Annotated in this window: 16 protein-coding genes; 10 read left to right on the top strand and 6 right to left on the bottom strand. The window is 61.1% G+C overall.

What is annotated here, in order from left to right; all coding sequences use genetic code 11:
* Positions 1–33 precede the first annotated feature (33 nt).
* Positions 34–1,377, bottom strand: coding sequence for an LPS O-antigen chain length determinant protein WzzB (locus tag HX811_RS21345; RefSeq protein ID WP_177047261.1), 1,344 nt, complete (start codon positions 1,375–1,377; stop codon positions 34–36).
* A gap of 403 nt (positions 1,378–1,780) precedes the next feature.
* Between HX811_RS21345 and HX811_RS21340 the strand changes: the two genes are divergently transcribed.
* The 4 genes from HX811_RS21340 to HX811_RS21325 all read left to right on the top strand — a co-directional run bounded on the left by HX811_RS21340 (position 1,781) and on the right by HX811_RS21325 (position 7,074).
* Positions 1,781–2,167 (top strand): TIGR03067 domain-containing protein, encoded by a 387-nt coding sequence (locus tag HX811_RS21340; protein ID WP_003218460.1) that lies wholly within the window; start codon positions 1,781–1,783, stop codon positions 2,165–2,167.
* 384 nt (positions 2,168–2,551) lie between these two features.
* Positions 2,552–3,790: an MFS transporter gene (locus tag HX811_RS21335; protein WP_177047259.1), complete on the top strand. Its 1,239-nt coding sequence runs from the start codon at positions 2,552–2,554 to the stop codon at positions 3,788–3,790.
* A 162-nt stretch (positions 3,791–3,952) separates the two neighbouring features.
* Positions 3,953–5,542: an ABC-F family ATPase gene (locus HX811_RS21330; protein ID WP_008436174.1), complete on the top strand. Its 1,590-nt coding sequence runs from the start codon at positions 3,953–3,955 to the stop codon at positions 5,540–5,542.
* A 347-nt stretch (positions 5,543–5,889) separates the two neighbouring features.
* Positions 5,890–7,074 (top strand): MFS transporter, encoded by a 1,185-nt coding sequence (locus HX811_RS21325; protein WP_102369155.1) that lies wholly within the window; start codon positions 5,890–5,892, stop codon positions 7,072–7,074.
* Here HX811_RS21325 and HX811_RS21320 read toward each other — a convergent pair.
* Together HX811_RS21320 and HX811_RS21315 are read right to left on the bottom strand one after the other, a co-directional pair.
* Positions 7,068–8,105 (bottom strand): dienelactone hydrolase, encoded by a 1,038-nt coding sequence (locus HX811_RS21320; RefSeq protein ID WP_008436172.1) that lies wholly within the window; start codon positions 8,103–8,105, stop codon positions 7,068–7,070. The genes HX811_RS21325 and HX811_RS21320 overlap by 7 nt on opposite strands.
* A 227-nt stretch (positions 8,106–8,332) precedes the next feature.
* On the bottom strand, positions 8,333–8,944 hold the full coding sequence (locus tag HX811_RS21315) for an FMN-dependent NADH-azoreductase (protein ID WP_177047257.1): 612 nt from the start codon (positions 8,942–8,944) through the stop codon (positions 8,333–8,335).
* A gap of 125 nt (positions 8,945–9,069) precedes the next feature.
* Here HX811_RS21315 and HX811_RS21310 point away from each other — a divergent pair, with 125 nt between their 5' ends.
* Together HX811_RS21310 and HX811_RS21305 are read left to right on the top strand one after the other, a co-directional pair.
* Positions 9,070–9,978, top strand: coding sequence for a LysR substrate-binding domain-containing protein (locus HX811_RS21310; protein WP_177047255.1), 909 nt, complete (start codon positions 9,070–9,072; stop codon positions 9,976–9,978).
* The gene (locus HX811_RS21305) at positions 9,975–10,337 is read left to right on the top strand and encodes an MmcQ/YjbR family DNA-binding protein (protein WP_032899493.1); all 363 of its coding nucleotides are present in this window, start codon (positions 9,975–9,977) and stop codon (positions 10,335–10,337) included. Before HX811_RS21310 ends, HX811_RS21305 begins: the two co-directional genes overlap by 4 nt.
* Here the strand turns inward: HX811_RS21305 and HX811_RS21300 are convergent.
* Positions 10,320–10,703 carry a DUF1294 domain-containing protein gene (locus HX811_RS21300; RefSeq protein ID WP_177047253.1) on the bottom strand — a complete coding sequence of 128 codons (384 nt, stop codon included), beginning with the start codon at positions 10,701–10,703 and terminating at the stop codon, positions 10,320–10,322. The two genes, HX811_RS21305 and HX811_RS21300, sit on opposite strands and share 18 nt — an antisense overlap.
* Positions 10,700–11,530, bottom strand: a complete 831-nt coding sequence (locus tag HX811_RS21295) for an undecaprenyl-diphosphate phosphatase (RefSeq protein ID WP_177047251.1) — start codon at positions 11,528–11,530, stop codon at positions 10,700–10,702. Before HX811_RS21295 ends, HX811_RS21300 begins: the two co-directional genes overlap by 4 nt.
* A 229-nt stretch (positions 11,531–11,759) precedes the next feature.
* On the opposite strand from HX811_RS21295, the gene HX811_RS21290 reads away from it, so the two are divergent.
* The 4 genes from HX811_RS21290 to HX811_RS21275 all read left to right on the top strand — a co-directional run bounded on the left by HX811_RS21290 (position 11,760) and on the right by HX811_RS21275 (position 16,326).
* Positions 11,760–13,394, top strand: a complete 1,635-nt coding sequence (locus tag HX811_RS21290; RefSeq protein ID WP_177047249.1) for a methyl-accepting chemotaxis protein — start codon at positions 11,760–11,762, stop codon at positions 13,392–13,394.
* Between the two features lie 191 nt (positions 13,395–13,585).
* Positions 13,586–14,149, top strand: coding sequence for a nicotinamide riboside transporter PnuC (gene pnuC, locus HX811_RS21285; RefSeq protein ID WP_003215352.1), 564 nt, complete (start codon positions 13,586–13,588; stop codon positions 14,147–14,149).
* Positions 14,146–14,667, top strand: a complete 522-nt coding sequence (locus tag HX811_RS21280) for an AAA family ATPase (RefSeq protein ID WP_177047286.1) — start codon at positions 14,146–14,148, stop codon at positions 14,665–14,667. The genes pnuC and HX811_RS21280 overlap by 4 nt, the downstream gene beginning before the upstream one ends.
* A gap of 141 nt (positions 14,668–14,808) precedes the next feature.
* Positions 14,809–16,326: an FAD-dependent oxidoreductase gene (locus HX811_RS21275; protein ID WP_177047247.1), complete on the top strand. Its 1,518-nt coding sequence runs from the start codon at positions 14,809–14,811 to the stop codon at positions 16,324–16,326.
* Here the strand turns inward: HX811_RS21275 and ggt are convergent.
* Positions 16,323–18,047, bottom strand: a complete 1,725-nt coding sequence (ggt, locus tag HX811_RS21270) for a gamma-glutamyltransferase (RefSeq protein WP_177047245.1) — start codon at positions 18,045–18,047, stop codon at positions 16,323–16,325. The two genes, HX811_RS21275 and ggt, sit on opposite strands and share 4 nt — an antisense overlap.
* Positions 18,048–18,175 lie beyond the last annotated feature (128 nt).

Genomic DNA, 18,175 nt, shown 5'->3' with positions numbered 1-18,175 from the left:
GCTTGCCGGGCGGCCTGCCCGCTGCTGAAGGCGTCAGATTTTCGGTTCGTCATCCTTGCGTGGACGCAGAGCAAGCCGATGTTCATCCAGCTGCGAGTAGGGTACGGCTTCGCGTCGTGCCAGGATGAAATGGCGGACCAGTGCAATCAGCATACCCAGGATCAACCCCGCAACCACGCTCAGCATTATCACCAGGCCTTTTTTAGGCTTGATCGGGCTGAGTGGCTCCTGGGCACGACGGTCAATGGTGACCAGTTTGAGGTCACTCATGTCGATATTGAGGCTCCGCAACCGCGCGACTTCCGCGCGTAACGGTTCAACATCCTGCAAGAAAATGTCTTCATTCCCGCGTTTTTTCAGGACCTCGACTTCTCGGTTGACCTCCAGCATCTGCAACTCTTTGCCAATCTGCGCAACGCGACCGTTAGTGAAGTCGTCGCTGGTGCGCGCCAGCAAGGCCGTACGTTCCGCCTCAAGCGCTTCTGTCCCGAGGAAGTACAGCGGGATTTTCTGATTATTGACCTCGGTGCGCATCATTTGATTGGAGCCGCCACGAGAGGCATCCGCCATGGATGACGGGGTAGTCGGCGTCTTGATGCCCATCGACTTGGCGATGGAGATGGCCTCGGCCAACTCCGCCAGTCGGTTCGTTCGCTCCATTTTCATCTGCAAGCGCAGGGCAACCAATTCGTCTTCTAATTGAGCGCGCTTGAGCCGGTCGGCCTCAAGCAGCTTGGCAATTTTCGACTCCTTATCGGTTTCGTAGTTGGAGCGCGCTGCGTCAATCTTGCCCTTGAGTTCGTTCAGGCGGTTATTGACGATCACTTTAAGGTCTGCACCCACTTGGGCGCGTTCCGACGCGATGGCGTAGTCCACAAAGCCGTTGAGAATGGCAACGCCGTCGATGTCTTTGGGGTATTGCAACTCAAGCCGGATATAACTGCTCAGGGAGTCGGCTTTTTTTGGATCCGGCAGAATAAGGTTGATCGAGTTTCGATTGAATGCTTCAAAACTCTGCTCCAGGCTTTGCCCGGTTTTCTGGAACGCCTTGAACAGGTCCTCATGCGACTTGAAGAACCCCAGGCGGGCTTCGTAGGAGTCCAGTTGTGCGCCGACTTTATTCAGCGCGTCCGCCGGGGGCAACTTATAGACTTCGGAGCGGTTCAGTGCATCCAGTTCATTGATGGCTGCAGGGCGCAGCACACTGCTGACCTCATACTCCCGCGGTGCCAGAAATGCGTAGCCAGCGCCCAGGACTCCCGCGAGAATTGTACAACCCAGCACTAACTTCTTTTGTCGCCAGATACCATGACACAGTTCAAACAGATCAATTTCGTCCGATGCCGCATGAGCGTGGAGCCGAGGAGTTTTATTCAAAACTGATGCACCTTAAAAAATCGACAGTCAGCGGTCATACATATTCATCAAATACTGAATGACCGCTTGAAAATCAGGGACAACGCCCTGTACACAAGACACACACGGTCTACCGATGGTCATCGGACCACCTCGGTCACGGAAAAATCCCACATCACCGTAGATTGTTTTCGTTCAGATACCCAGGAATCCCTACCCTGGTGCTGAGCGTAGACGAACTTGTAAAGAACCGTTTCCGAATCAACGCATAAAATGGCGCTAAATACCCGTGAATATTGGGAAAATTCGTACGCAACCTTGAGAAAACAGACAATTCTCACAAAATCGATTCAGCTCATCCGTCAGGCGCCTACACCCCGAGGCATTGACTGATCATTTTTCAACCAAAAAAAAAGGAATTTGTATGACCTCTGTTTCAATTGATGACTTTGAGGCGCTCCAGGGCGCATGGGAGCAAACGGCACTGGAAGACAATGGTGTGCTCAATCCCACGGATGAACACAGCGCGCCAGGCGCCATCACGACAATCTCGGGCGATCAATTCCAGGTGGTGACGGTCGACGGCGAGGTTTTACTGGCAGGCAGCTTCACGCTCGATGCCAGCACGGCACCCAAAAGCATTACCTGGGTTGACTCGATGGGAGAGGATGCCGGCAAGCAGTTACCCGCGAGTTACCGGCTGGAAGGTGATCACTTCGTGTTTATTGCGGCAGATGAAGGCATGCCCCGCCCTACCCGCTTCAGTACCGGCCCAGGGCAAACCATGCGCACGTTCGTGCGCAAACCCTGACACGGATATACATCCGTTCCTGCGACATGGTTTTCACATGGCCTTCACTGGGCTGACAGCATGTCCATTGCGTCTCCAATATGTTCCGGTCATTGCGACAAAAGAAGTCCGCCCTACACCGAAAGCCTCGCCATCCTTGAACCGGTAAAGAGCCTTCACTGTAGGGCGAACGGACGGAAAATAAGCCAGGCTTATTGGATGTTCAACTGTTAACAATAAAAAGCCCTGAAAAAACCTCGATAAGCGCTATTTTTCGATGCAAATGGCTCCACTTTGTAAATGTTTTTGCTTGTATTGCCATACGAGTGCAACGCCGCCTTCAGAAACTATACCTTCACGCCATGGGTCACTACTGCTACCGACCTCTTGCCTGAAGACCGTGCCATGGCCACTCGCTCTGACCTGCGCAACACCCTGTCCCTGGACAGCCTGAACTTCTTCCTGGCAGACGTGCGTGACGGACTGGGGCCGTACCTGGCGATTTATCTGCTGGCCGTGCACCACTGGGACCCCGCCAGCATCGGCGTGGTCATGACCCTGGCCGGCGTCGCGGCCCTGCTCACCCAGACGCCGGCCGGCGCATTGATTGACCGAACCCGCAGCAAACGGGCAGTGATCGTGATCGCCGCGCTGCTGGTGACTGCCAGTTGCCTGCTCCTGCCCTTCGTCAGCTCCTTCAGCCTGGTGGCGCTGACCCAGGCGGCCAGTGCAGCGGCGGCCTCGGTGTTTGCGCCGGCCATCTCGGCGATTTCCCTCGGGATCACCGGGCCGCGCGCTTTTACCCGGCGCACCGGCCGCAATGAAACCTTCAACCACGCCGGCAACGCGGTGGCGGCCCTCCTCGCCGGTGGATTTGCCTACCTGTTCGGCCCGGTGGCGGTGTTCTATCTGATGGCAGTCATGGCTGCGGCGAGTGTCATCGCGGTCAGCTGCGTGTCAGCCCAGGCAATCGACCACGAAGTCGCACGGGGTTTTGACCCTGCGCATGGCACCGGCCATGAACAACCGTCGGGGTTGGCCGTGCTTCTGGCGAACAGGCCCTTGATGCTGTTTGCCATCTGCTGCGCGCTGTTTCACCTGGCCAATGCGGCCATGCTGCCGTTGGTCAGCCAGAAGCTGTCGCAGATCAACCTGCAGATGGCCACGCCGCTGACCTCGGCCTGCATCGTCGCGGCCCAGTTGGTGATGGTGCCGGTGGCCTGGCTGGTGGGCGTGAAGGCCGACGTGTGGGGGCGCAAGCCGTTGCTGCTCGCCGGTTTCATGATCCTGCCGCTGCGGGGCGTGTTGTATACGCTGTCCAGTGATCCTTATTGGCTGGTGGCGGTGCAGATGCTTGACGGGGTCGGCGCCGGGGTGTTCGGCGCGCTGTTTCCGGTGATAGTCAAAGACCTCACCCAGGGCACCGGACGCTTCAATGTCAGCCTGGGCGCGCTGTCCACGGCATTCGGCCTCGGGGCGGCCTTGAGCAGCAGCCTGGCAGGTTTTGTCGTGCAGTGGGCGGGTTACAACGCGGCGTTCCTGACCCTGGCCGGCGTGGCGGCCGTCGCATTGGGGCTGGTGTGGGTGGCAATGCCGGAGACTCGGGCGAATCCATCCGTGCAGCGCCATACAACTCCCGCCTGACATATGCGACAATGCGCGCCAAATTCCAACATGCACCCATTTTTCTGCTCAGCGACTGGGCCCCAAGCCTTGATGTCGCTGCCGACGTATGCCCGTTGGCCTGGGCCACAAAATGGGCCCGGCTCAAATTAGCGCACTCCAAGCTATTGATAGGTAAAGTAATTGATCTCCACAGCTAACATCACCATGCAGTTCGGCGCCAAGCCGCTATTTGAGAACGTTTCGGTCAAGTTCGGCGCAGGCAACCGTTATGGCCTGATCGGTGCCAACGGTTGCGGCAAGTCGACTTTCATGAAAATCCTCGGTGGCGACCTCGACCCGTCGGGCGGCCAGGTCATGCTGGAGCCGAACGTGCGCCTGGGTAAACTGCGCCAGGACCAGTTCGCCTACGAAGAATTCACCGTACTCGACACCGTGATCATGGGTCACGAAGAGCTGTGGAAGGTCAAGGCCGAGCGCGACCGCATCTACTCGCTGCCGGAAATGACCGAAGACGACGGCATGGCCGTGGCCGAGCTGGAAACCGACTTCGCCGAGATGGACGGCTACACCGCCGAATCCCGCGCCGGTGAGTTGCTGCTGGGCCTGGGTATCGGCATCGAGCAGCACAACGGCCCGATGAGTGAAGTGTCACCAGGCTGGAAGCTGCGTGTATTGCTGGCCCAGGCGCTGTTTTCCGACCCGGAAGTGTTGCTGCTCGACGAGCCAACCAACCACCTGGACATCAACACCATCCGCTGGCTGGAAAACATCCTGACCCAGCGTAACAGCCTGATGATCATCATCTCTCACGACCGTCACTTCCTGAACAGCGTCTGCACCCACATGGCCGACCTGGACTACGGCGAGCTGCGCCTGTTCCCGGGCAACTACGACGAATACATGACCGTGGCGACCCAGTCCCGCGAGCAGTTGCTGTCGGACAACGCCAAGAAGAAAGCGCAGATCTCCGAGCTGCAATCCTTCGTCAGCCGCTTCTCGGCCAACGCCTCGAAAGCCAAGCAGGCCACTTCCCGTGCCAAGGCGATCGACAAGATCCAGCTGGCCGAAGTCAAGCCATCGAGCCGCGTCAGCCCGTTCATCCGCTTCGACCAGACCAAGAAGCTGCACCGCCAGGCGGTCATCGTCGATCGCATGGCCAAGGGCTTTGACGGCAAGACGCTGTTCAAGGACTTCAGCTTCCAGGTTGAAGCCGGCGAGCGCGTGGCGATCATTGGCCCGAACGGTATCGGCAAGACCACCCTGCTGCGTACCCTGGTCAACGAATTGACCCCGGATGCCGGTACAGTCAAGTGGACCGACGCGGCTGAACTGGGCTATTACGCCCAGGACCATGCTTCGGACTTCGAAGACGAGTCCAACCTGTTCGACTGGATGGGCCGCTGGACCAAGGAAGGCGAGCAAGTGGTTCGCGGTACCCTGGGCCGCATGCTGTTCTCCAACGACGAGATCCTGAAGTCGGTGAAGGTGATTTCCGGTGGCGAGCAAGGTCGCATGCTGTTCGGCAAGCTGATCCTGCAAAAGCCGAACGTGCTGATCATGGACGAGCCGACCAACCACTTGGACATGGAGTCCATCGAGGCGCTGAACCTGGCGTTGGAGAACTACCCGGGTACGCTGATCTTTGTCAGCCATGACCGGGAGTTTGTGTCGTCCCTGGCCACCCGCATCATCGAGCTGAGCCCGAGTGGGGTGATCGACTTCAGCGGGACTTATGACGATTACCTGCGTAGTCAGGGTGTGGTTTTCTAAGAGCCGCTGGTAGTTTGAAATGCGAAAGCCCCGTCCAGTGTGATGGGGCTTTTTTTGGGGATATGGCTCTGCTTTTCTGTGGGAGCCGTCGAGCTTTAGCGAGGCCGCGATAGCGGTGTGCCAGGCAACCTCTTTATTGACCATGCCGCCGCCTTCGCAGCCTCGCTACAGCTCGACAGCTCCCACACTTTACCGCGTCCGCTTTAGTCGTCCCGGGCCAGGGAGGCCCCATGGATCCAAAGCCGGATAGGCACGGGCCGCAATATCATCAAATATAGTTAGCCTGCTTCCTTTTACCCCAAGCCCTTGCCATGATGCCCTCACCGCCCGCCCGCGAACGAGTCCCCATGCCTGCCACACAGCCTGCCACCCCCAGCTCCTTGTCGATCACCCTGCAGATCGTTTCCATCGTTTTCTACACGTTTATCGCGTTTATCTGTATCGGCCTGCCGATTGCCGTCATCCCCGGCTATGTCCACGGTGAGCTGGGTTTCAGCGCGGTGGTCGCCGGGATAACCATCGGCTCGCAATACCTGGCCACGCTGCTCAGCCGCCCCATGGCGGGGCGCATGTCGGACAACGTGGGCACCAAGCGCGCTATCGTGCTGGGCCTGAGCGGGATTCTGCTGAGCGGGGTGCTGACGTTCATCGCCACGCTGGTGCAAAGCCTGCCGTTGCTGAGCCTCGGCATATTGATTGTCGGCCGGCTGTTACTCGGCGTCGCGCAGGGCCTGATCGGCGTCGGCACTATCAGTTGGTGCATGGGCGCAGTCGGTGCCGAACATACGGCACGATCGATCTCGTGGAACGGCATCGCCTCCTACGGCGCGATTGCCATTGGTGCACCGCTTGGGGTGGTGATGGTTGCCGACTACGGCTACACCAGCCTCGGAATCGCCCTCACGGCACTTTCCGCCCTGGGCCTGCTGCTGATTCGCAACAAACCTTCGGTGCCCGTGGTGCGCGGCGAGCGGCTGCCCTTCTGGGCGGTATTCGGGCGTATCGCGCCGTTCGGCGCCAGCCTGTGTCTGGCATCGATTGGCTACGGCACCCTCACCACGTTTATCACCCTCTACTACCTGAGCCGTGGCTGGACCGGCGCCGCCTGGTGCCTGACGGTATTTGGCGTGTGTTTCATCCTGTCACGGCTGGTGTTTATCTCTGCCATCAACCGCTTCGGCGGCTTCACCGCGGCGATTGCCTGCATGACCATCGAAACCCTGGGCCTGACGCTGCTCTGGCTGGCACCGTCCACCGGCGTGGCCTTGATCGGCGCCGGGCTGACCGGCTTTGGTCTGTCGCTGGTGTACCCGGCGCTGGGCGTGGAGGCGATCAAGCAGGTGCCCAACAGCAGCCGGGGCGCCGGGTTGAGTGCATATGCGGTGTTTTTTGACCTGGCGCTGGCCATTGCCGGGCCGGTGATGGGTGCGGTGGCGCTGAACCTGGGCTACTCGTGGATCTTCTTCTGCGCCGCCCTACTTTCCATCAGCGGCCTGGGCCTGACGTTGCTGCTCAAGCGCCGCGCTTACTGATCAGCCGTCTGCAAGCCCGCCCGGGTGGATTGCCCGAGGGTGTGATTAAAGAACCGCCCGGCCTCGGAAATCAGGTCGCGGTGGATGCTTTCACGGTCAACCCCGTCAGCATCGGTGCACATGGCGGGCATCGCGGCCAGTTGGCTCTCGTCGCAAGGCGCCATGAACACAAAGTGCCCTGCCCCGGCCAGCAGCTTGAAGTCCGGCGGCTCCGGCAGTTTGCGCGCCAGGGCCTCGGCGTTCTTGTCCACGGCCACCAGCTTGTCGCCGTCGCCGCTGTAGAGCAGCACCGGTACATGCACGTCCGCCAGGGTGTGGCGGCCAAACATCAGGCTCAACGGCGCCATCAACATCAAGGCATGGATACGCGGGTCGGCCTGCGGTTGCAGGTCGTCGCGGTCGACGATCAACTCGCCCTTGGTGGTGCAGGCGTCGCGATCTTCCGGGCGTTGCTGGCAGTAGCGGCGCAGGCGGTCGAGGTCCGGCTTGGCGCCGGCGAGGATCAGCGCGGTTTCGCCACCGGCCGAATAACCGATGACGCCTACCTGGTCGACGTTGACGAATGGCGACAGCATCGGGTCGCCGAGGGTGGCGGTGATCGCTTCGGAAATCTGGATCGGGCGCCCGTACAGGTTGCTCAAGGTGCCCAGCCGGCTGTGATCCTTGTAGTTGTCGCCAGGGTGCAGCACCGCCACCACCACAAACCCCTTGCGCGCCAGGGAGGTGGCGAGGTCGTGCAGGGCCAGGGGCGTGCCGGTATTGCCGTGGGACAGCATCAGCATTGGAAAGCGGCCGATGGCGATTTTCGAGTCTTCAGTGGCGGCGATGTGATAAGCGCCCACCTGGGTGGTGTGTTCCAGGCCGGTGGACGGGTAGAACGCGACGGCTTTCATCGGCTGCAGATCCAGCGGGTCAAGAAAAGTCATGCGGTGGAAGCCCACACTCCAATGGGGGTGCGGCGCGGGCGCGGCTTGCACTGAAATCAGGCCGCCGAGCAGGGAGAGAACCAAGACTGCACAAAGACGCATCATGGGGATGTCCACCTTTGTTGCGTAAGCCCGCGTAGCTGTTGAAGTATCCATGGTTCAGGCGCTCGGACTGGCAGGGTTTACCCATGCGTGCATAACCTGGGCCAAAATAGTGACAGCGGGTAAACGAAAAAACTCCGTACTCCGATCGCTTTTCAGGCGAGCAGAATACAGAGTTTAGGCGCCTCGAATCAGATTGATATCGAGGAACAGCAAAATTTACATAAGTCTTACGCTGCGGCGAACAATTGTTCGTTGATCACTGCGTTGGCGTCGCTGATCGCCTTGCTGCGCACTTCATCGCCATAGCCCAGGCCGTGAGCGCGGACGATTTCGATGTCGGTGATGCCGAGGAAGCCCAGCAGCACTTTCAGGTAGTCTTCGTGAGCCACACCGGTCGGTTGGCCAACGTGCAGGCCGCCGGAGGTCGACACGATGATGACTTTCTTGCCACCGGCCAGGCCTTCAGGACCGTTTTCGGTGTAACGGAACGTCTGGCCGGCGACGGCGATACGGTCGATCCAGGCCTTGAGTTGGGTTGGGATGGTGAAGTTGTACATCGGCGCAGCCAGGACGATGGCGTCGGCCGCGAGGAATTCGGCGAGGGTGTTGGCGCTCAGCTCGCCTTCATGTTTCTGTACGGCATCACGCAGCTCGGCAGCGGTGCCCAGTGCACCCAGGGTCACGCCGGAAAAGTGGTTGATGCCTTCGCTGGCCAGGTCACGGTAGGTCACTTCAACGCCTGGCTCGGCCGCCTGCCAGGTCTTGACGACACCTGCGCTCAACTGACGGGAAACCGAATTGTCGCCGAGGATGCTGGAATCGATATGCAACAGTTTCATGGTTAATCTCCAAGTAAGCATCGCCAAGGGCGACGGAATGGAAATAAGCCTACAGATGAAACCAATCAGCGATTAGTCAGGCAATATGCGATTATTCGTCCCACTGACAGGACAATAGGCCGACCATGCAAGATCTGAATGACCTCTACTACTTCGCCAAGGTGGTGGAAGCCGGCGGTTTCGCCGCTGCCGGGCGGCTGCTGGGGATTCCCAAGTCGCGGCTGTCGCGGCGCATTGCCGAGCTGGAAGAACGCCTCGGCGCCCGCTTGCTGCAACGTACCACCCGCCAACTGACCCTCACCGCCGTGGGTGAACGTTACCTGCGCCACTGCCAGGCCATGCTGCTGGAGGCGGAAATGGCCGACGAGGCAGTGGCCAGCATGTCCAGCGAACCCCGTGGCCGGCTGCGGGTCAGCAGCCCCGTGGGCCTGGCTCACCAATTCCTGCAGACCGTGGTGGCGGAGTTTCTCACCGCCAACCCGCTGGTGCAGTTGGAGATGAACCTGGTCAACCGCCGCGTCGACCTGGTGGCCGAAGGCATTGATGTGGCCTTGCGCGTGCGCGAGCTTGGGGATGAAGACCCGCTGCTGGTGACCAAGCGCCTGCGCCAGGCCCAGACGGCGATTGTCGCCAGCCCCGGCTTTGTGCGTGAGCGGCAGATCAACAGCCTGGAAGACCTCAAGCAACTGCCGGTGCTGGGCGCCCTGGAAGCCGACCGCATGGTGCACTTCCGCATGCTCAGCCCGGAGGGCAACAGCCACGACCTGGTCATGGAAGCCCGATTGGGCATCGACGATTTCCTGGTACGCAAGGCCTGCGCCCTCGCCGGCCTGGGGTTTACCGTGCTGCCGATGATGTACTGCGAGGAGGAATTGGCCAACGGCCAGTTGGTGCAGCTCTTGCCGCAATGGTCATTGCCGGGCGGCTGGTTGCAGGCGGTGTACCCACATCGGCGCGGCGTGTTGCCGGCCGTGCGGGCCTGGATCGACCACCTGGATAACGCCTTCAAAGGTTGCGGAGACCGTTTGCTATGAGAATGACCGAAGAACAAGTCGCCACGTTTTGCCTGGGCTTGCCCGGCGCGCGGGAAGATTACAAATGGGGTGGCGTGCGGGTGTTTTCGATTGCCGGCAACAAGATGTTTGCCTTGCAGAACCTGCGGGGCGACTCGCTGGCCTTCAAGGTCGACAAGGAGCTGTTCCTGGGCCATGTGGATCGCCCCGGCATCCACCCGGCGCCGTACCTGGCGCGGGCGCAGTGGATCATCATGGAAACGCCCTACCCGCTGGGCGCCGAGGAACTGCGTGGCCTGTTGCAGCGTTCCCACCAGTTGGTGGTGAGCAAGCTGCCCAAGCGCACGCAGGTCGGCTTGTTGCTAGAAGATCGAGAGTAGCGTGCCACCCAGGAACAGCTGATCAATCCAGAACACCTGGTGCAGCAACACGATCAGCCAGAACACCACCTGATAAGACACCTTGCGCGTCTTGTGGCGGAACACCTGCTGGGCAATCAACGCCCCCGGCCAACCGCCTGCCAGCTCCACCGCGTGCAGGACGTTTTCAGGGGTGCGCCAGCTGTCTTCCCGCGCCTTGCGCTTGTCGCTCCAGTACAGCAGGAACGCCACCACGCTGACCACGCCATAGGCCACCAGCGGGATCAGCGAAACCCCGCGGTACCCCAGCAGCGCCGAACCAAACAGCGGCGCGGCGCACAACAGTGCAAACACCAACGCCTTGAAGCGCGGATGCTGGATGATCATGGCTTGATGGCCGACCAGTCGATCCAGCCGAACTGCCAGGTGGCCAGGATCACCAGGCCGAAGGCGATCCGGTACCAGGCGAACGCCGCGTAGCTGTGGCTGGCGATGAACTTGAGCAGCGCCTTGACCGCGATCATCGCGAAGATGAACGAGGTGACAAAGCCGATGGCAAACACCGGCAGGTCATCCGGCTGGAACAGGTGACGGTACTTGTAGCCCGAATACACCGCTGCGCCGACCATGGTCGGCATCGCCAGGAAGAACGAGAACTCGGTGGCGGTCTTGCGTGACAGGCCGAACAACAGACCGCCAATGATGGTAGCGCCCGAGCGCGAGGTGCCCGGGATCATGGCCAGGCACTGGGCGAAGCCGACTTTGATCGCGTCCTTCCAGGTGATGTCGTCGACGGTTTCGGCGTGCACTTCATGCTGGCGGCGCTCGGCCCACAACATGATGACGCCGCCCACCACCAACGCCGCCGCAACGGTGATCGGGTTGAACAGGTAGTGTTTGATCAGGTCGGCGAAAATCACCCCCAGTACCACCGCCGGCAATACGGCAATGATCAGGTTGACGGTGAAACGCTGGGCATTGCGCTGGGTCGGCAAGCCAATGACCACGTCGAGGATCTTGCGTCGAAACTCCCACACCACCGCCAGGATCGCGCCCAGCTGAATGATGATATTGAACGCTTCAAAGCGTTCGCCACCGAAGTTGATCAAGTCGGCCACGATAATCTGGTGCCCGGTACTGGAGATCGGCAAAAACTCCGTCAGCCCCTCTACAACGCCGAGTATCAGTGCCTGTACGGCGGTCCAAAGATCCATCGATTCCCCCAAAGGTCATGCCCACGGCATGCCTCGTTGATATTTTTTAGACGTTCACTAACGAAGAGTGCGCTGCAAGCACAGCGCAAATAATCAAGGCCGAACTGCGAAAATTCCGTGAAAAATCAGGCAGGACTCAGGTTTTTTGATTCTGGGCCGAAAGCCTATCAGACAAGCCGGAAATGTCGATGCAGCACCCAAAATTATAAGAACACGGAGTGACAGGACCATGAACAGTTTGCGCAATATGTCTATCAGCCGGCGCCTCTGGCTGATCCTGATCGTCGCCGTGCTGATGCTGCTAACCCTCGGCCTGCTTATGCTCAAGCAGATTCATGGCGACCTGTACCAGGCCAAGAGCGAGCAGACCCAGCGCGTGGTGCAAACCGCCAGCGGCATCCTGACTTATTATCACAGCCTCGAAACCAGTGGCGTCCTGACCCGTGAAGCGGCGCAGAAGCAAGCGTTGAGCGCGGTACGTGGCCTGCGTTACGGAAAGGACGACTACTTCTGGATCAACGACCTCACGCCCGTGATGATCATGCACGCGGCCAACCCCAAGCTCGACGGCCAGAACCTGTCGGCCATCCGTGACCCGGACGGCTTTGCAGTGTTCAACGAGTTCGTGATCCTGGCCAAGGCCAAGGGCGCCGGGATGGTGAATTACCGCTGGCCCAAGCCCGGCGCCGATGCGCCGGTGGCCAAGACCTCCTATATCCAGCTGTTCGAGCCCTGGGGCTGGATCATCGGTTCCGGCGTGTATGTCGATGACGTGCAAGGCGAGTTCCGCGGCCAGGTGTGGAAAGCCTCGGTGGTTGGCCTGGTGATCGCGCTGATCATGGCCCTGCTGGTGGTGCTGATCGCCCGCAGCATCGTGCGCCCTTTGCAGCAGGCAGTGAATGCGATGGCCAATATCGCCAGTGGCGAAAGCGACCTGACCCGCACCCTCGACACCCATGGCCAGGATGAAGTCACTCAATTGTCGCGGCACTTCAACAGCTTTACCGCCAAGCTGCGGCAGGTGGTGGGCCAGTTGCAGACCTGCGCCAACGCCTTGGGCCAGTCGTCCACCGAGCTGGGCAGCAACGCCAGCGATGCCCATGACCGCAGCCAGCAGCAATCGCAGCAGATGGAACTGGTGGCGACGGCGATCAATGAAGTCACCTATGGCGTACAGGACGTGGCCAAAAATGCCGAGCATGCCGCCAGCGAAATGCGCGATGCCCAGGTGCAGGCCGAACAAGGCCAGCTCAATATCGACGGCAGCCTGCAACGGATCGACCAGCTCTCCGGCACCATCAGCCAGGCCGTGGACGTGATCCGTACGCTGTCGACTGAAAGCACGCAGATTGGCGGCGTGCTGGAAGTGATCCGCTCGATTGCCGACCAGACCAACTTGCTGGCCCTCAACGCCGCCATCGAAGCGGCCCGCGCCGGGGAGCAAGGCCGTGGTTTTGCGGTGGTGGCCGACGAAGTACGGCTGCTGGCCCAGCGCACGCAAAAATCCACGGCAGAGATCCAAGCAATGATCGAGCGCCTGCAAGGCCATTCGGAGGCAGCGGTCAAGGTCATCAGCGACAGCCACCAGGCCTCGCAACTGACCATTGAACAAGCAGGCCAGGCGGGCGCGAGCCTGACTGCCATCGGCCAGGCGCTGCGTAATCTCAACGGGCTGAACGCCTCGATTGCCAGTGCCACGTTGCAGCAGGCGCATGTGGTGGAAGACATCAACCAGAACGTCACCCAGGCAGCCGGCTTGTCCCACAGCACCGCGCTGGCGGCGCAGCAGTCCAGCGTCGCGAGTGCGCACTTGAAAGGCCTGAGTGAACAACTCGACGGGCTGCTCCGCCAGTTCAAGGTCTGACGCCGATGATCGTTCCCACGCTCCGCGTGGGAACGCATCCTGTGACGCTCTGCGTCACCGTTGCGCAGAGCCGGGACGCGGAGCGTCCGGAACTGCATTCCCACGCAGAGCGTGGGAACGATCTATCGTCGCACCGCCGCTCCTACATTGGTTACAATCAGCGCCCTCTTCGACTCCCCCAAGGAACCGCCATGTCCGGGCTTGAACTGTTTGCCGCCGCCCTGGGGGTGATCGCTGTCTGGTTGACGGTTAAACAGAACCCGTGGTGCTGGCCCATCGGCCTGGTGATGGTGCTGCTGTACACCTGGATATTCTTCGATGTGAAGCTCTACTCCGACATGCTCCTGCAAGTGATCTACGCCGCCCTGCAACTCTACGGCTGGTGGCAGTGGACCCGCGCCGGTGAGGTCAAGCAAGGCCGGCAAGTCACCAGCCTGGGCCTGCAACCGATCCTGCAAGGCCTGGCTGTGGGTGCTGTGGGCAGCCTGTTGCTGGGCGCAGCCATGGCCCACTGGACCGACGCCGCCCAACCCTGGCTGGACGCGGCCCTGACCGGCTTCAGCCTGGTGGCGCAGATGTGGATGGCGCAAAAACGCGTGCAGTGCTGGCCGTTGTGGATCACCGTGGATGTGATCTTCGTCGGGCTGTTCCTCTACAAAGGCCTGTACCTCACCGCCGCGCTCTACGCCTTGTTCACCGTGATCGCCGTGCAGGGCTGGCGTGAATGGCGCGCCGACCCGGCGCTGCACGCATGAAGGTGGTGGTACTGGCCGGCCCGGAATCCAGCGGTAAAAGCTGGCTGGCCGCCCAGTTGCAGGCACGTTTTGGCGGGGTGATGGTGGGCGAATACGTGCGTCATTTCATCGACCACCACCAGCGCGATACCACCCTGGCGGATATCCCGGAGATCGCCCGGGGCCAGTTGGCCTGGGAAGATGCCGCCCGCGCCGCGCAGCCGGCATTGCTGATCCTCGACACCAACCTGCTGACCAACAAGCTGTGGAGCCAGACCCTGTTTGGCGACTACCCGGCGTGGCTCGACAGCGAACTGCTTGCCCGCCACTACGACCTGCACCTGCTGCTGTCGCCGGAAGACGTGGAGTGGACCGCCGATGGCCAGCGCTGCCAGCCGGAGTTTGCCGATCGCCTGGCGTTTTTCCAGGCCAGCCGTGACTGGCTGGAGCGACATCATCAGCCGTTACGGATCATCCGTGGGGATTGGCAAGCACGCCAGGACCAGGCCTTTTCAGCTGTGGAACAACTGCTGGATTGACCGGCTGGGACGGTTTTCATGCACCGCTCGTTAGGCACAACCCACTTTCAACGCTCTGGCGCGCAGGGCTGAAGACCGGTTATCGGGTCAACGCAGTCCTCTACCTGGGGCACAGGTCAATCCTTAAAAGGAGATTGGCCTATGAACATGCGCATCGTTGCCCGCTTGATCAACTTGCCCGAAGACCGTGGCGTTCGTGTTGAAACCGCCGCCCATCACATCCTGCTGGTGCGTTCGGGCAGCGAGGTTCGTGCCTATCAGGCGGATTGCCCCCACGCCGGGGCGCCCCTGGAGCAAGGCGTGGTCTGTGACGGGAGGATCATTTGCCCGTGGCACAAGGCGGCCTTCCGGGTGGATGACGGCCAGGTCTGCGAGCCGCCCGCGCTGGTGCAGCTCAAGCAGTACCCGGTGGAGATTCACGACGGCGTGGTCAGTGTGGGCGACGAGGCACTGCCCTCGCCCGCTGCCCCGCACACCAACGATTCGCGCTGCTTTATCGTGATTGGCGCCGGTGCAGCCGGTTCGGCGGCCGTGGCCACGCTGCGCCGCAAGGGCTTCAGCGGCCGGTTGTTGTGGATCGACCAGGAACAGGACCCCGCCTACGACCGCACCGCCCTGAGCAAATTCGTCATCTGCGGCGAGATGCCGCCGCAGGAAACACCGCCCTTGCTGGACGAGGCCACCTGCCACGCGTCGCGGATCCACGGCGAAGTGCGCCATCTCGATCCTCAAGCCAGGCGCCTCCAGCTTGCGGACGGTCGCCATTTCGACTACGACGCCGCACTGCTGGCCACCGGCGGCGAAGCCAGGCCGCTGGATATTCCGGGCACCGTACTCAACAATGTGTTCGTGTTGCGCTCCCGGGACGATGCGGCGCGTATCGTCAAGGCGGCTCAACCGGGCTCGTGCGCAGTGATCATCGGCGACAGTTTTATCGGCCTGGAAGCCGCGTCCGCGTTACGCAAGCGCGGGCTGACGGTGCAGGTGGTGGGCCGTCACGAGATTCCGCTGGCGGCCCAACTGGGCAAGCGCATCGGTGCCTCACTGCGCCAATTGCATGAAGCCAACGGCGTGATATTCCACACCGCCAGCGAGCCTGCACGCCTGGAAGGCCACATGGACGTGACGACGGTGGTGCTGAAAAACGGCCACAGATTGGCCGCAGACCTGGTACTGATAGGCGTCGGCGTCACGCCTGCCACGGGGTTTGTCGAGGGGCTGGAAAAAGCCGAGGACCAGTCGCTGAAAGCCGATGCCGGTTTGTCCGTCGCGCCCGGACTATGGGCGGCGGGCGATATGGTGACCTTTCCATGGAACGGCCAACCCGTGCGCATCGAACACTGGCGTGTGGCGCAGCAACTCGGGGTGCTGGCGGCGCGCAATATGCTGGGCGCACAACAGGTGTTTGCCGATGTGCCGTTCTTTTGGACGTATCACTTCGGCAAGACCTTTGAACTGCTGGGCCACCCCCGCCACTGGAATCAGCTCCACGTGGAAGGCGACCTGCAGCGCCACGACTTCATCGCCCTGCTCTGCCAGGGCGACGAAGTGGAAGCGGTAGTTGCCTGTGAACATCAGCGGGCCATGGCGCTGCTCTCGCAACGCCTGAAGCACCCGCTGAAGAAGGCCGAGGTGCTGGAGCTGATCCGCGGGCTTTAGTAGCCCAGGGACAACCCGGTATTGCGCCGAGGGTCGTTGGCCCCATAGAAACGGTTATTGCCGACCGGCTTGCCGTCCAGGGACGGCGCGCCTACCAGGATTGCCGCCAGATGGTTGGCGTCCTGCGGGCCGGCAAACTTGTGGCCCCAGCCTTCGAGGATTTTCTGGGTGTCGGGGCTCAGGGCAAAGCGTTCGATATTGGTCGCCTCAGGCAGCCATTGCTGGTGGAAACGCGGGGCGTCCACGGCTTCCTGGATGTTCATCTTGTAATCGATCACGTTGAGAATGGTCAGCAAGGTGGCCGTGATGATACGGCTGCCACCCGGCGTACCCACCACCATCACCGCCTTGCCATCCTTGGTGACGATGGTCGGGCTCATGGACGACAGCGGCGTCTTGCCCGGAGCAATGGCGTTGGCTTCGCCCTGCACCAGGCCGTACATGTTCGGCACGCCGATCTTGGAGGTGAAGTCGTCCATTTCGTCGTTGAGGATCACCCCGGTCTTGCTCGCCATCACGCCCGCGCCGAACCAGTCGTTGAGGGTGTAGGTCACCGAGACCGCGTTGCCCCACTTGTCGACGATGGAGTAGTGGGTGGTGTTATTGCCTTCGTGGGGCGAAACGCCCGGCTTGATGTCCTGGGAGATCCCGGCTTTCTGCGGGTCGATGGCATCGCGCAGTTTGGCGGCGTAATCCTTGTCCAGCAGGTGCTCGACCGGGTTCTGCACGAAGTCCGGGTCGCCGAGGTAGCTGTTGCGGTCGACGTATGCGTGGCGCATGGCTTCGATCTGGTAGTGCAGGCCCTGGGCCGAGTGATAGCCGAGGTCGGCCATCGGGTAGCCTTCGAGGATGTTCATGATTTCGCAGATGACCACCCCGCCCGAGCTCGGTGGTGGCGCGGACACCACGTGGTAGCCACGGTAGTCACACTCGATGGGCGCCAGTTCGCGGGTCTTGTATTTGTCCAGGTCGGCCTGGGTGATGATGCCTTTGCCTGATTGGCTGGAATCCACAATCGCCTTGGCTACCCAGCCTTTGTAAAAGCCATCGGTGCCCTTGGCGGAGATTTCCCGCAGGGTTTTCGCCAGGTCTTTCTGCACCAGCTTCTGGCCCACCAGCATCGGCTCGCCGCCGTGCAGGAAGATGCCGCGCAGGTCTTTGTCTTTCTTGAATTCGTCAGTAGCGGTGTGCAGCAGGTCGACATCGCCCTGCTCCAGGGCAAAACCGTCTTCGGCCAGCTTGATCGCCGGGGCGATGACCTGGGCGCGCTTGAGGGTGCCGTATTTGCTCAGCGCCAGTTCCATGCCCGACACAGTGCCGGGAACGCCGACCGCCAGGTGGCCCTTGGAGCTGAGGTCCGGGACCACGTTGCCGTCCTTGTCCAGGTACATGTCGGCGGTCGCGGCCAGCGGGGCTTTTTCGCGGAAGTCGAGGAAGGTCTTGCGGCCGTCGGCCAGTTGCACGGTCATGAACCCACCGCCGCCGAGGTTGCCGGCTGCCGGGTACACCACGGCCAGGGCGTAGCCCACCGCCACCGCCGCATCCACGGCGTTGCCGCCGGCCTTGAGCACATCCACGCCCACATGGGTCGCCAGATGCTGGGCGGTGACCACCATGCCATTTTCGCCAGCCACCGGGGCCTGGGAGGCCGCCTGCACGCCGCTGACAGTCAGCACCAGCGCGGTGGCAATCAAAGTTCGGGTAAACGGTTGGTATTTCATCCCTGCATACTCTGTTTATTAGAAGAACTAGAAAGTAATACGTTTCCGATCCAAGCCCCAGCGTTATGCCGCGTTTGTGACAGAGCCTGTCGGTAACGGAATAATGCCCATGCTATATTCCGGGCCTT

The organism is Pseudomonas sp. F8002 (assembly GCF_013385495.1).
GTDB lineage: Bacteria > Pseudomonadota > Gammaproteobacteria > Pseudomonadales > Pseudomonadaceae > Aquipseudomonas.
The sequence above is the reverse complement of the archived record's forward strand: the minus strand, read 5'-3'. Positions and strand labels throughout refer to the sequence as shown.

What these genes read in the sequence shown, in the direction of transcription:
- HX811_RS21340 (WP_003218460.1), top strand. Translation starts at nt 1,781, where the DNA reads ATGACCTCTGTTTCAATTGATGACTTTGAGGCGCTCCAGGGCGCATGG.
- HX811_RS21335 (WP_177047259.1), top strand. Translation starts at nt 2,552, where the DNA reads ATGGCCACTCGCTCTGACCTGCGCAACACCCTGTCCCTGGACAGCCTG.
- HX811_RS21325 (WP_102369155.1), top strand. Translation starts at nt 5,890, where the DNA reads ATGCCTGCCACACAGCCTGCCACCCCCAGCTCCTTGTCGATCACCCTG.
- HX811_RS21320 (WP_008436172.1), bottom strand. Translation starts at nt 8,105, where the DNA reads ATGATGCGTCTTTGTGCAGTCTTGGTTCTCTCCCTGCTCGGCGGCCTG.
- HX811_RS21315 (WP_177047257.1), bottom strand. Translation starts at nt 8,944, where the DNA reads ATGAAACTGTTGCATATCGATTCCAGCATCCTCGGCGACAATTCGGTT.
- HX811_RS21310 (WP_177047255.1), top strand. Translation starts at nt 9,070, where the DNA reads ATGCAAGATCTGAATGACCTCTACTACTTCGCCAAGGTGGTGGAAGCC.
- HX811_RS21305 (WP_032899493.1), top strand. Translation starts at nt 9,975, where the DNA reads ATGAGAATGACCGAAGAACAAGTCGCCACGTTTTGCCTGGGCTTGCCC.
- HX811_RS21300 (WP_177047253.1), bottom strand. Translation starts at nt 10,703, where the DNA reads ATGATCATCCAGCATCCGCGCTTCAAGGCGTTGGTGTTTGCACTGTTG.
- HX811_RS21295 (WP_177047251.1), bottom strand. Translation starts at nt 11,530, where the DNA reads ATGGATCTTTGGACCGCCGTACAGGCACTGATACTCGGCGTTGTAGAG.
- HX811_RS21290 (WP_177047249.1), top strand. Translation starts at nt 11,760, where the DNA reads ATGAACAGTTTGCGCAATATGTCTATCAGCCGGCGCCTCTGGCTGATC.
- pnuC (WP_003215352.1), top strand. Translation starts at nt 13,586, where the DNA reads ATGTCCGGGCTTGAACTGTTTGCCGCCGCCCTGGGGGTGATCGCTGTC.
- HX811_RS21280 (WP_177047286.1), top strand. Translation starts at nt 14,146, where the DNA reads ATGAAGGTGGTGGTACTGGCCGGCCCGGAATCCAGCGGTAAAAGCTGG.
- HX811_RS21275 (WP_177047247.1), top strand. Translation starts at nt 14,809, where the DNA reads ATGAACATGCGCATCGTTGCCCGCTTGATCAACTTGCCCGAAGACCGT.
- ggt (WP_177047245.1), bottom strand. Translation starts at nt 18,047, where the DNA reads ATGAAATACCAACCGTTTACCCGAACTTTGATTGCCACCGCGCTGGTG.